Origin of the sequence: Mesorhizobium sp. M0808 (assembly GCF_040320025.1) — a bacterium.
In the GTDB taxonomy this organism is placed as follows: domain Bacteria; phylum Pseudomonadota; class Alphaproteobacteria; order Rhizobiales; family Rhizobiaceae; genus Mesorhizobium.
Window position 1 is genome coordinate 549,702 of the sequence record NZ_JAMYOX010000002.1, and the last position, 12,918, is coordinate 562,619.

Below are 12,918 nucleotides of genomic sequence, written 5' to 3' on the forward strand. Positions count from 1 at the left end.
GTTCAGCGCGCTGGGGGCGGAATGAAAATCCTGGTGCTTGGGGCGGGCGTCGTCGGTACGGCGGCGGCCTATTATCTGGCCAGCGACGGCCATGAGGTGACGGTGATCGAGCGCCATCCGGCGGCGGCACGCGGCACCAGCCGGTCGAATGCCGGCCTGGTGTCGCCCGGAGACGCCACCGCCTGGGCCTCGCCAGCCGCGCTGAAGACGTTCCTGCGCGGCCTCTACAACCACGATCTCGGCATCAAGGTGCGGCTGCGCTTCGATCCGTATTTTTTCGCCTGGAGCCTGCGCTTCCTGCGCCAGTGCACGCATAAGCGCATGCGCGCCAACACCGACGTCAAGCTGCGTCTGGCGCTCTATTCGCGCGACTGCATCAACGCCGTCTCGGCCGAAACCGGCATCCACTATGACGAGCGCAAGAAAGGCATTCTCTATTTCTTCCGCTCGCAGCAGAGCTTCGATACCGGCACCGACAATTATCGCTATCTCGGCGAACACGGCCTGCCGATCGAGATCGTCGGCCGCGACCGGCTGGTCGAGCTCGAGCCCGGCCTTGCCGGCGCCAAGGACAAGATAGCCGGCGGCGTCTATTCGCCGATCGACCAGACCGGCGACTCCAGCCAATTCACGCAGCGCCTCGCTGCCTATGCCGCCGAGAAACTCGGCGTCCAATTCCTCTACGGCACCACGGTTGAAGGCCTTGACATCGACGGCGACCGGGTGCGCGCGGTGATGACCTCGGCCGGCCCGATAATCGGCGACGCTGTGGTTATCTCGATGGGGCCGGAGAGCGGTCTGCTCGGCCGCCGCTACGGCATCGACCTGCCCGTCTATCCCGTGAAGGGCTATACCGTGACTGTTCCGCTGGAAGATGAAAGCAAGGGGCCGATCATGGGCGGCGCCGACGAGGACCGGCTGATCGGCTATTCCAGGCTGGGAAATCGGCTGCGGATGTCCTCGACGGCGGAGTTCACCGGTTTCGACCGCACGTTCAAGCCACGCGATTTCAACTCGATCCTGAACACCGGCAAGGACCTGTTCCCCGGCGCTTTCGACGAGAGCAAGGCTGAGCTCTGGGCTGGACTTCGCCCGATGATGCCGAACTCCGTGCCGGTCATCGGACGGGCGCGGTACGACAATCTCTATCTCGACACCGGCCACGGCCATCTCGGCTGGACCATGGCCTGCGGTTCGGGAAAATTCCTTGCTGACGTGGTCGCCGGCCGCAAGCCGGAGATCGATCCGCAAGGATTGCTCTACAGGAACTAGGCATCTCCAGACATCAGGGCGCCATGAGCTCGGCGGTCAGGCTCGTTCGTCGACCGCCGAACGCCAGGAGCGCACGTAACTTGTCCAGAGTGGATCGGCCGACGGTTCGGTCCTTTCGCCTCTGCCTTGCGGTGTCCCCTGGTCCGACGCCAGCAAGGCGGCGCCGATGCTGGTGCCTGTCGCAGCCTCGGAGGCAATGACGGCGCGCGCCGCCGCCGCAGCCAGCATGCGGGTGAACAGCCGGTTGCGGGCGAAGGGTCCTTCGACGATGGTGGGACCGTCCGCGCCGATCAGGTCGAGGCAGGTCGCGGTCATCAGCGCCAGGTAGAACGAGATGGCGACAAAGCGATGGCCGACGCTCATACCGTCCGCGTTAAGCCATGATGCGGTATGATACGGAAACGGCCCCGAACCCTGTTGGGTCGAGGGCAATAGGGACGTCTTGCGCGCCAGCACCGTGGCAACATCGTCTTCCGTCCAGTTCTCCGATTGGCCCTCGGTCAGCACGGAAAACTCGCGGCCACCCATGAAGCGCGCCGAGGGCACGGGATCGCCGAGCGCGTTGACATTGACCAGCGTGTCGCGTGCCGGGTCGAGCGCGATCTTGTTGCCGCCAACCGCCATCGACACCACCCAGGTGCCGGTCGAGACCACGGAGAAAGGCGGCTTGTCGGACAGGAGATGCGGCATCAGCGAGGCGTTGGAATCGTGCAGGCCGCAAAACACCGGCGTTTGCGGGTCGAGGCCGGTTTGCCGCGCGAGAGCGGGCAGGATCGGGCCCAGGCGGTCCTTGGCCGGCCGCACCGGCGCCATTAGCCGGCGCCATTCCAGCCGGTCGACCAGCGACGAAAAATCCGCTTTCCACGGGTTCCACAGATCGGTGTGGCAGCCGAGCGAAGTCACCTCGCTGGCGGCGATGCCGGTCAGGCGCAAGGCCCAGTATTGCGGATACATCAGGATCGCTGCGGTTCTGGCGAAATCCGCCGGAAAGCGCTTCTGCTGCCAGAACAGCTGCGCGCCGAGATTGAGGCCGGCCGGCAGGTGCGGCGTGCCGGTCTCGGAGAACGCCGGACGGATCGTGTCATAGTCCCCGGCAAGGGCATCCGGCCCGTCGAATTCGTAGTCGAGCACCGGCAGCGCCAGTTCGCCTGATGCGTCGACCAGCACGCCCGTAGCGCCATGGGTGGTGATCGATATCGCATCGATGCGCTGCTCGCGATCGATCTCGGCCAGGCTGCCAAGGATAAACGCCCATAACCGCTCGACGTCATGGTGCGGGTACGGGCCTTGCCGAACCGGCTCGTTCACCATCCTGCGCAGCGCGACTTCGCTTGCTGCGGCAAGATCGACCAGCGCCACCTTGGCGTTGGTCTTGCCGATATCGATGACGGCGACGTGGCGGGTCATTCCATATGGAACATTGTTTCCAGCGGCACCGCCACCGGCTCGTTGTTCGGCTTGGTCTCCATGATGTCCGCCATCTCGGCCCACCAACGCTGCATCACCGGATGCTTCGGCAATTCGTCCATGCCGTGGTCGTCACGGCGCCACAGCACGCCGAACAAGGTGTTGGTCTCTTCGTCGAGATGGATCGAGTAATCGGAGATACCGGCCTGTTTGAGCAGCGCGACCAGCGACGGCCAGATGTCGTCGTGGCGCCTCTTGTATTCGGCCTTCATGCCCGGATTGAGCTTCATCTTGAACGCGTATTTCTCCGGCATCAGGCAAAGCGCTCCCGCCGCACTCGCCGCCACAGGATCGGCAGCGCGATAACGATGATCAGCAGCAGGCCGATGAAGATCGACATAACGATCCCCGGCACGTTGAGCAGGCCGAGGCCGAAGGTCACCAGTCCCATGATGAAGGCGGCCAGCACCACACCCAGAATGCTGCCGGCGCCGCCCAGGATGCTGACGCCGCCGAGCACCACCATGGTGATGACTTCCAGCTCGTAGCCCTGTGCGATGGACGGCCGGGTCGAGCCGAGCCGCGATGTTATCAGCACCGAGGCGATGCCCGCCATCAGGCCGGTCAGGCAAAACAGGATGAATTTGATACGGCCGACGCGTACGCCGGAAAACTGCGCCGCGACCGGGTTGTTGCCGATGGCAAAGACCCGGCGGCCGAAGCTCGTCCGGTGCAGAAGGAACCAGTAGACGACTGCCGCGACCAGGAAAAGCGTCAGTTCGAACGACACCACCCACCAGACATAGCCCTGGCCGAAGAAGGCGAAGCTCGCGGGATAGCCCTTGTAGGCCTGGTCGCCCAGGATGATGAAGGCAATGCCGCGAAACAGGCTCATCGTGCCGATGGTGACGACGATCGACGGCAAGCCGAGCCTGGTGACGAGCAGTCCGTTGAAGGCGCCGCAGCCGAGCCCGACGACGAGGCCGATTGCCACCAGTTCAGGCATGCCGGCGCCGGCCTGCACCGCCATGCCCATCATTGTTGACGCCAGCGCGATGATGGCGGCCACCGACAGGTCGATTTCGCCGGAGATGATCAGCAGCGCCATGGCCAGCGCGATCAGCGCCTTTTCCGTGAAGTTGAAGGTCAGGTCCGACAGAGACCACGCGTCGAGGAAATAGGGCGAGGCAAAGCTGTTGACGGCAAAGATGGCAACCGCCACGACGACCAGCAGCGCCTCCCATGAGAAGATCGCCGACGTCAGCGGCTTGTCGAGCCGGTCGGGAATATGGCGTGGGGCAGGGGTGTCGGTCATGCCGCTTCCGCCTTCTTGAGGATGATGCGGCCTTGCCGGCGTTCGCCGCGCGCGTTGAGCACCACGGCCAGGATGATGGCGCTGCCTGAAATCGCCATCTGCCAGAAGGGCGAGATATTGATGACCGGCAGCGCGTTGGAGATGATGCCGAGGAACAGCGCGCCGAGCACCGCGCCGCCGACCGAGCCGATGCCGCCGGCGATCGAGATGCCGCCGATGACGCAGGCAGCGATGATATTGAGCTCATAGCCGTTGGCGACCTCGACCGAGGCGATGACGTAGCGCGAGATCCACAGATAGCCGCAGAGGCCGCCGATCATCCCCGAAATGCAGAAGACGGTGAATTTCGTCCGGCCGACATCGATGCCGGCATAGACCGATGCGGTCGGGTTGACGCCGATGGCATAGATCGAGCGGCCGAGCGCGGTGCGCGTCATCACGAGGAAGAACAGCGCAATAACCAGCAGGGCGATCCACGACAGTACCGGAATGCCGAGGAAAGCCGCGCGCTGCAACCCGATGAAATCAGCGCTCATCTGGTCGGCGTTGACCCAGGCGCCGCCTGAAATGACGAACGTGGCACCGCGGTAGATGGTGAGGGTGCCGAGCGTTACCACGATCGAGGGAATGTTCAGCCGCCATACCAGCAGGCCGTTGATGGCGCCGAGCACCAGGCCGACCAGAAGTGCGATGACGATCAGCAGCGGGATCGGGATCGCCGGATGCGCGGCGTTCAGCATTGCCACCACCATGCCGGTGAAGCAGAGATTTGAAGCCATCGACAGGTCGATCGAGCGGGTCAGGATGACGACCATCTGGCCGAGCGCCAGGATCATCAGGATCGACGTGTCGTTGAACACCTGGCGCAGGTTGGCCGGATCGGAAAAACCTGGAAACCGCGTGGAGATCAGCCCGATCAGCACGACGATTGCCGCCAGCAGCCAGACCTCGCGGTATTTGAGAAGAGCCTTCATGCCGCGATCCCCGCTGCCGTCCGGACCAAGGTTTCGGCGTCGAGCCCTTTATTGTCGTAGACCGCGGCAATGCGGCCCTCGCGCATAACCACGACGCGGTCCGACATGCCGAGGATTTCCGGCAATTCGGACGACACCATGATCACCGACAGGCCTTGCGCGACGAGCTCGGCCATGAAGCCGTGCACGGCCGCCTTCGAGCCGATGTCGATGCCCTTGGTCGGCTCGTCCAGGATGATCACCTTGGGCGCGGTCGCCAGCCATTTGGCGATGACGATCTTCTGCTGGTTGCCGCCCGACAGCGTGCCGACGTCCTGGCTGAGCGAGGAGGCGCGCAGATCGAGCCGCTCGGTATAGGAGCGAGCCAGCGCGAACTCTTCGGCCAGCCGCAATATGCCGGATTTGGATGTCCGTTTGAGCGAGGGCAGCGAGACATTCTGGAAGATCGGCAGGCCGATCACCACGCCTTGCTTGCCGCGCTCCTCCGGCACATAGACGATGCCGGCGTAGATCGAATCCGCCGCCGATTTCGGCGCGATTGCCTTACCCTCCAGCGTGATCGTGCCGCCGCTGGTGCGGGTGATGCCTGATATCGCCTGCATCACCTCGCTGCGCCCGGCGCCGACAAGGCCGTAGAAGCCGAGGATTTCGCCCCTGTGCAGCTCGAAGCCTATGTCGTCGAACTCGGTCGGGTGCGACAGGCCGGAGACGGCCAGCACCGGCGCGCCGATCTCGGCCTTGCGCTGCGGAAAGATGTGATCGACCGAGCGGCCGACCATCATGCGCACGATCTGGCTCTGGCCGGCGTCCTTGATCAGGCCTTCGCCGACCATCTCGCCGTCGCGGAACACGGTATAGCGGTCGGCGATGCGGTAGATCTCATCGAATTTGTGGCTGATGAACAGGATCGCCTTGCCGTCGCTCTTGAGGAATTCGATCAGCAGGAAAAGCTCTTCGATCTCCTTCATCGAAAGCGCTGCCGTCGGCTCGTCCATGATGACGATCCGCGCGTCGATGGACATGGCGCGGGCAACCGCAACCAGGTGCTTGTTGGCAATGCCGAGATCCTTCAGCCTGGCGTCGGCGTCGATATGGCCGGCGCCCATCGTGTCGAGCACCTCGCGGGCATTCTTGCGCATGGTGCGCCAGTCGATGGTTTTGAAACGCGTGCGCGGCGCATGGCCGAGGAAGATGTTTTCGGCCACCGTCAGGTCGTCGAACAGCACGGTTTCCTGGTGGATGGCGGTGATGCCGTGCCCGAACGCAGCGTGGGCGCTGGGCAGTGTGACCGGCTGGCCGTCGATGCTGATCGTGCCAGCATCCGGCTGGTAGATGCCGGTCATGATCTTGACCAGCGTCGACTTGCCGGCACCGTTTTCGCCGATCAGCGCGGTTACCTGGCCGGCATAGAGCGACAGGCCGACATTGTGCAGCGCCCGCACGCCGGGAAAGCTTTTCGAGATGCCGGACAGCGTCAGGCGCGGTCCGGATGACAAAGGCGCTTCATGTGCCACTTCGTGCTGGGCTGTCGTGTCCATAATCGTATCAAGCCCTGTAGCAAGGTTCGTTTGAAAGCGCGGCGGAACCTGAGCCCCGCCGCACCGTTTCGAAGGTCCCAGGATCAATAGATCTTGGAGAACTTTTCGATGTTCGACTTGTCGAACTGGAAGGGCGGAGCCATCGCAGCCGAGTTGGTGTCGTCGAGCGTGACCTTGCCGACGCGGCCGATCGACAGCGTAGCACCGGGCTTGGCCTCTTCCTTCTTCACCGCCAGGTCGTGGGCGAGGTAGACGGCGGAGTAGCCGAGATCGATCGGGTTCCACAGCGCAACCGCCTGGCTGGCGCCATTGTCGATGAACTTTTTGAACTCCGACGGCAGCGCCAGGCCGGTGACGTTGACCTTGCCGATCAGGCCCTCGTCGGTCACCACCTGCGCGGCGGCAACGACGCCGACCGTGGTCGGTGCGATGATCGCCTTGAGGTTCGGATAGGACTTCAGCAGGCCCTTGGCTTCGTCCGTGCTCTTGGCCGAGTCGTCGTCGCCATAGACGGTGGCGACGAGCTTGATCTTGGGGAACTTCTCCGGCAGCACCTTCTTGGCCGCGTCGATCCAGGCATTCTGGTTGGTCGCGGTCGAAGAAGCCGACAGGATGGCGACATCGCCGCCTTCCGGCAGGTAGTCGGCGGCCAGCTTGATGATGGTCTCACCGATCAGGTTGGTATCGGAGGGGTTGAGGTGAAGCTGGCGTCCTTCCGGCGCGACGCCTGAATCCCACGAGATGACGGTAATGCCGCGCTGCATCGCCTTCTTCAGCACTGGCACCAGCGCGTCGGCGTCGTTCGCCGAAATGGCGATGGCATTGACCTTCTGGGCGATCAGCGAATTGACCACTTCGATCTGCGCTTCGGCGGTCGCCTTGGTCGGGCCGGTGTAGATGATGTCGACATCGCCGAGCTCCTTGGCCGCCTCTTCGGCGCCCTTGTTGGCGGCGTCGAAGAAGCCGTTGCCGAGCGACTTCACCACCAGCGCGATCTTGACGTTTTCGGCGTAGGCGGCATTCACGAACAGGGCGGCGGAGAACGCCGCCGTAACCATCAATTTCTTCAGAAAGCTCATCGAATATCCTCCCTTGAGCGTTGCATTCCATCGCCGCTGCGGGCGTGAGTGGTTCTCAGGCCTGCAGCGAAGATTCTTCCTTGTTGGTTGCCGTTGTGCGGGCGATGATCAGCGTCACGCCGGCGGTCTCCAGCATCTTGGCTTCGCGATCCTCGATGGCGTCGTCGGTGATCACCGTGGCGATGCGCGACAGGCCGCACAGGATCAGGCTCGAGCGTTTGCGGAACTTCGAGGAATCGACCAGCACCACCAATTCGTCCGCCTGGTCGATCAGTTTCTGCTCGGCCTGGATCAGCAGCGGGTCGCCTTCCATAAGGCCGAGCGGCCCCAGCCCTTGCGCGCCCATGAACATGCGGCGCGCGTAGAAATTGCGCGTCACGTCATTGTCGAACGGCGACAGGATGATGTTCTGCTCGCGGTAGATGGTGCCGCCCGACAGCATCACCGTGTTCTTGGAGTGCCTGAGCAAGTGCTCCGCGATCGGGAAGGAATTGGTGAAGATCGGCATGCGGCGGCCGGTCAGGAAATGCACCATCTGGAAGGTGGTGGTGCCGCCATTGATGATGATCGGCTCGCCGTCCTTGCACAGATCCACGGCTTCCCGCGCGATTGCCCGCTTCTGCGAAGCGTTGATGGTCTCGTTGACGGAAAAGGGCCGGCCGGCTAGGCCGATGAACTGCGGCGGCGAAAGCGCCTCGGCGCCGCCGCGCACCCGGCGCAGCCGTTTTTGCACATGCAATGCCGCGATGTCGCGCCGGATCGTCGCCTCCGACGACTCCGTCAGGTCGACCATCTCCTGCACCGTCACCACAGGCTTTTCCTGGACGGCGGACAGAATGATCCTGTGGCGCTCTTTCTCGTGCATGGTTCCTCCCTGCCGGAGCATCTAGTCACCCAAAGCGCGCAGTGTCAATCATTTCCGATCAGATAATTTCATTGTGCAATGCAATATGACTGATATTGATCGTTTGTGATTGACAAGGCCGCCGCTTGCGTAGAAATTCGTACAAAAGGGACCCGCGCCGTTTGCGTGTCCCAAAGGGAGGATACCTATGCTCGACAAGCGCTCCGGCACGCGCCTCGCCAATCTTTGGAATGACGCAAAAGCGCAAGCAATGAGCGAGCCCGAACGTCTGGTCTATCGCTCGAATGTTCTTGGCTCCGACAAGCGCGTCACCAATTATGGCGGCGGCAACACCTCCTCCAAGATTTGGCAAAACGATCCGCTCACCGGCGAGAGCGTGGAAGTGCTGTGGGTCAAGGGCTCGGGCGGCGACAGCGCCTCGATCAAGCTCGACGGCTTCGCCACGCTCTACATGGACAAATTGCGCGCGCTGAAAGGTCTCTATCGCGGCCTCGAACATGAAGACGAGATGGTCGGCTATCTGCCCCATTGCACCTTCAACCTCAACCCGCGCGCGGCTTCCATCGACACGCCGCTGCATGCCTTCGTGCCGAAGCCTTATGTCGACCATATGCATCCCGATGCCATCATCGCCATTGCCGCCGCCAAGGATTCGCAGGCGCTGACCAAGGAGATCTTCGGCGACACGATCGGCTGGCTGCCATGGAAACGGCCGGGCTTCGAGCTCGGCCTGTGGCTGGAGAAATTCTGCCGCGAAAACCCCGAAGCCAAGGGTGTCGTACTGGCCAGTCATGGCCTGTTCAGCTGGGGCGACACGCCGAAGGAATGCTACGAGACGACGATCTCGGTGATCAACCAGGCGATCGACTGGTTCGAGCGCAAGAGCCAGGGCAAGCCGATTTTCGGCGGCGAAGTCGTCAAATCCCTCGATGCGCCTGCGCGTCGCACCGTGGCCGCAAAACTGATGCCGAGGATCCGTGGCCTGATCTCGGAGAACAGCCACAAGCTCGGCCATTTCGACGATTCCCCTGCCGTGCTCGAATTCGTCAATTCCAGGGATTTGCGGCCGCTGGCGGCACTCGGCACGTCCTGCCCGGACCACTTCCTGCGCACCAAGATCCGGCCGCTGGTCATCGAGTTCGACCCCCAAAATCCCGACGTCGATGCCGTCATTGCCCGTCTTGCCGATGATGTGGCGGAGTATCGCGTCGGCTATCAGGCCTATTATGACCGCTGCAAGCACGCGGATTCGCCACCGGTGCGCGATCCGAACGCCGTCGTCTATCTGATGCCCGGCGTTGGCATGTTCACCTTCGCCGGCGACAAGGCGACGGCGCGCATATCGGGCGAATTCTACGTCAACGCCATCAACGTCATGCGCGGTGCCTCGACGGTCTCGACCTATGTCGGCCTGCCCGACCAGGAAGCCTTCGACATCGAATACTGGCTGCTCGAAGAGGCAAAGCTGCAGCGCCTGCCGAAACCAAAGGCTCTTGCCGGCCAGATTGCGCTGGTCACCGGCGGCGCCGGCGGTATCGGCCGGGCCACCGCCAACCGGCTGCTGCGCGAGGGCGCGTGCGTCGTGCTGGCCGATATCGACGAAGCAGCCCTTGCCAGCGCCAATGACGAGCTTGCCAAGGCCTATGGCAAGGATTTCGTGCGGCCCGTAGTCATCAACGTCACGTCCGAGGATCAGGTGATCTCCGGCTTTGCCGAAACGGCGGTCGAATTCGGCGGCATCGATATTCTGGTCTCCAATGCCGGCCTGGCCTCCTCGGCGCCGATCGAGGACACCACGCTGACGCTGTGGAACAAGAACATGGACATCCTGTCGACCGGCTATTTCCTGGTTTCGCGGGAGGCGTTCCGGCTGTTTCGGGCGCAGAAGATCGGCGGCAACGTCGTCTTCGTCGCCTCCAAGAATGGGCTTGCCGCATCGCCAAACGCCGCCGCCTATTGCACTGCCAAGGCCGCCGAAATCCATCTGGCACGCTGCCTGGCGCTGGAAGGCGCGGAAGCGCAGATCAGGGTCAATGTCGTCAACCCCGACGCTGTGCTGCGCGGCTCGAAGATCTGGACCGGCGAATGGAAGGAACAGCGCGCCGCCGCCTACAAGATGTCGACCGACGATCTCGAGGAGCACTACCGCTCGCGTTCGATGCTGAAGCGGTCGGTGTTCCCCGAAGACATCGCCGAGGCGATCTATTTCTTCGCCTCCGATATGTCGGCCAAATCGACCGGCAACATCATCAACGTCGACGCCGGCAACGCACAGAGTTTTACGCGATAAGCGACCGTCTTTGAGGGTTGCGCTGCCCCTCATCCGCCTGCCGGCACCTTTCTTCCCGTATAGTGACGGGGAGAAGGGAAGCGCTACAACGCCGGTGATCCTCCTCTCCCCGTGTTTTTACGGGGAGAGGGTAAGGGTGAGGGGCAGCGCCGACCAACGCAAATTGGGAGGAAACCACCATGTCCGAAACCATCATCTCCGCCGACCTCGTCGACAGGCACAATGCCGCGCGCGATGCCGACCTCAGACGCGACTACGAGTCTCTCGGCGAGCGCCTCGACCGCCGCGGCATCGCCATCGACGCCATCCGCGACAAGGTCGAGAAATTCGCCGTCGCCATCCCGTCCTGGGGCGTCGGCACCGGCGGCACCCGCTTTGCCCGCTTTCCCGGCGCCGGCGAGCCGCGTGACATTTTCGACAAGATCGAGGACTGCGCCGTCATCCGGCAATTGACGCAGGCGACGCCGACCGTCTCGCTGCATATTCCCTGGGACAAGGCCGATCCGAGCCGGCTGAAGCAGGCGGCATCCCGCTTCGGCCTCGGCTTCGACGCCATCAACTCCAACACCTTCTCCGACGCCAGCGACCAAAAACTTTCCTATAAATTCGGCTCGCTGTCGCATGCCGATGCAGCAACACGCCGGCAGGCGGTCGAGCACAATCTCGAATGCATCGAGATCGGCAGGACGCTGGGCTCCAAAGCGCTGACGGTATGGATCGGTGACGGCTCGAACTTTCCCGGCCAGGTCAATTTCGCCAAGGCATTCGAGCGCTATCTCGACGCGATGAAGGAGATCTATGCCGGACTGCCGGACGGCTGGAAACTGTTCACCGAGCACAAGATGTACGAGCCGGCCTTCTATTCGACCGTCGTGCAGGATTGGGGCACCAATTACATCATCGCCAAAGAGCTTGGCGACAAGGCGTTCTGTCTGGTCGACCTCGGCCATCACGCCCCCAACGTCAACATCGAGATGATCGTGTCGCGGCTGATCCAGTTCAAGAAACTCGGCGGCTTCCATTTCAACGATTCGAAATATGGCGACGACGACCTCGACGCCGGCTCGATCGATCCCTACCGGCTGTTCCTTGTCTTCAACGAACTCGTCGATGCCGAGCTTTCAGGTGCAGAAGGGTTCGATCCGGCTCACATGCTCGACCAGAGCCACAACGTCACCGACCCGATCGAAAGCCTGATGCTGTCGGCAATTGAGGTGCAGCGCGCCTATGCTCAGGCGCTGCTGGTCGACCGCAAGGCGCTCGAAGGTTTCCAGCATGCCAATGACGCGCTGATGGCGACGCAGACGCTGAAGACAGCCTATCGCACCGACGTCGAGCCGATCCTTGCCATGGCGCGGCTGAAGACCGGCGGCGCCATCGATCCGGTCGCCGCCTACCGCGCCGCCGGCTACCGGGCGAAGCTTGCAGCGGAACGGCCGGCCGTGGCGAGCGTCGGCGGCGGGATTGTTTGATGTTGGTGAAAATGAAAACCCGCCACGAAGGGCGGGTCGTTGGAGCCAATTAGCACCACAGCCAGATTAATAGCATAGCTGCCGGCACAAAGCAAGAACAAAATTGCTGTAACGTGAAAATTCTGGGAGCCGCGATGAAGCGTGGCCTTGCTACCAACGCTGCGGCGCTCAGAAGTTACGGCATGGATCCTAGGGTCTCCGCTACGTCGCTTCGCTCCTGCTCCGCCCTAGGATGACGAACGCGTGGTGGTACAAGAACCAGTCGCGGACGTTGGAGATTGGCGGGAAGCGTCACCTCGCTTCGTCATCCTAGGGCAGAGCGAACGCGAAGCGCAGCGCAGACCCTAGGATCTATATGTGGACGGCGCCTGCCTGCAACGGTTGTTTTGCGTCGTTTTCGATCGCTTGCGTCCATATGTCCGGCCTTTGAGCACGGTCCTTGCGGCCGCTGGCCAAGGTGGGGTTCGCGACGCCCGTTCCAATCATGCCAGCGGTTTCGTTGGCCAATGGATCCCTCGGAGTTTCGCGCGTCACGGATCGATCGATCACGCCATCTTCCTTCCGTTGCAAGAGCTTGTGTTCGGTGTTCCTCCGTTGCGGCCTATCCGGGCATGTCAGCGCCGTGCTGAGCCGCGGTCAGGGCTGGCCGCAGGCCACCGCCGTAGGCGGCGCGAAGCGGCCTTGAGGGCGGCGAGGAGGCGTCAGG

10 protein-coding genes are annotated in these 12,918 nt (G+C 62.9%); 3 read left to right on the plus strand and 7 right to left on the minus strand.

Annotation, left to right across the window (positions count from 1 at the left end; all coding sequences use genetic code 11):
• Nucleotides 1-21 precede the first annotated feature (21 nt).
• Nucleotides 22-1,272: a D-amino acid dehydrogenase gene (locus NKI25_RS05605; protein WP_352784748.1), complete on the plus strand. Its 1,251-nt coding sequence runs from the start codon at nucleotides 22-24 to the stop codon at nucleotides 1,270-1,272.
• Nucleotides 1,273-1,308: 36 nt separating this feature from the next.
• On the opposite strand, the gene NKI25_RS05610 is transcribed toward NKI25_RS05605, so the two are convergent.
• The 7 genes from NKI25_RS05610 to NKI25_RS05640 form a co-directional block, all read right to left on the minus strand.
• Nucleotides 1,309-2,679: an FGGY-family carbohydrate kinase gene (locus NKI25_RS05610; RefSeq protein ID WP_352589176.1), complete on the minus strand. Its 1,371-nt coding sequence runs from the start codon at nucleotides 2,677-2,679 to the stop codon at nucleotides 1,309-1,311.
• Nucleotides 2,676-2,993, minus strand: coding sequence for an L-rhamnose mutarotase (rhaM, locus tag NKI25_RS05615; protein WP_352448660.1), 318 nt, complete (start codon nucleotides 2,991-2,993; stop codon nucleotides 2,676-2,678). The genes NKI25_RS05610 and rhaM overlap by 4 nt, the downstream gene beginning before the upstream one ends.
• Nucleotides 2,993-3,994, minus strand: a complete 1,002-nt coding sequence (locus NKI25_RS05620; protein ID WP_352589179.1) for an ABC transporter permease — start codon at nucleotides 3,992-3,994, stop codon at nucleotides 2,993-2,995. The genes rhaM and NKI25_RS05620 overlap by 1 nt, the downstream gene beginning before the upstream one ends.
• Nucleotides 3,991-4,968, minus strand: coding sequence for an ABC transporter permease (locus NKI25_RS05625; RefSeq protein ID WP_352784753.1), 978 nt, complete (start codon nucleotides 4,966-4,968; stop codon nucleotides 3,991-3,993). The genes NKI25_RS05620 and NKI25_RS05625 overlap by 4 nt, the downstream gene beginning before the upstream one ends.
• Nucleotides 4,965-6,506 carry a sugar ABC transporter ATP-binding protein gene (locus NKI25_RS05630; protein ID WP_352998227.1) on the minus strand — a complete coding sequence of 514 codons (1,542 nt, stop codon included), beginning with the start codon at nucleotides 6,504-6,506 and terminating at the stop codon, nucleotides 4,965-4,967. The genes NKI25_RS05625 and NKI25_RS05630 overlap by 4 nt, the downstream gene beginning before the upstream one ends.
• Before the next feature lie 83 nt (nucleotides 6,507-6,589).
• Nucleotides 6,590-7,585: a rhamnose ABC transporter substrate-binding protein gene (gene rhaS / locus NKI25_RS05635; protein WP_352684493.1), complete on the minus strand. Its 996-nt coding sequence runs from the start codon at nucleotides 7,583-7,585 to the stop codon at nucleotides 6,590-6,592.
• 55 nt (nucleotides 7,586-7,640) lie between these two features.
• Nucleotides 7,641-8,450: a DeoR/GlpR family DNA-binding transcription regulator gene (locus NKI25_RS05640; protein ID WP_023677380.1), complete on the minus strand. Its 810-nt coding sequence runs from the start codon at nucleotides 8,448-8,450 to the stop codon at nucleotides 7,641-7,643.
• Nucleotides 8,451-8,637: 187 nt separating this feature from the next.
• On the opposite strand from NKI25_RS05640, the gene NKI25_RS05645 reads away from it, so the two are divergent.
• A complete protein-coding gene (locus NKI25_RS05645; RefSeq protein WP_352784755.1) occupies nucleotides 8,638-10,740 on the plus strand; it encodes a bifunctional rhamnulose-1-phosphate aldolase/short-chain dehydrogenase in 2,103 nt (700 codons plus the stop codon).
• Between the two features lie 179 nt (nucleotides 10,741-10,919).
• Nucleotides 10,920-12,212: an L-rhamnose catabolism isomerase gene (gene rhaI, locus NKI25_RS05650; RefSeq protein WP_352784758.1), complete on the plus strand. Its 1,293-nt coding sequence runs from the start codon at nucleotides 10,920-10,922 to the stop codon at nucleotides 12,210-12,212.
• Nucleotides 12,213-12,918 lie beyond the last annotated feature (706 nt).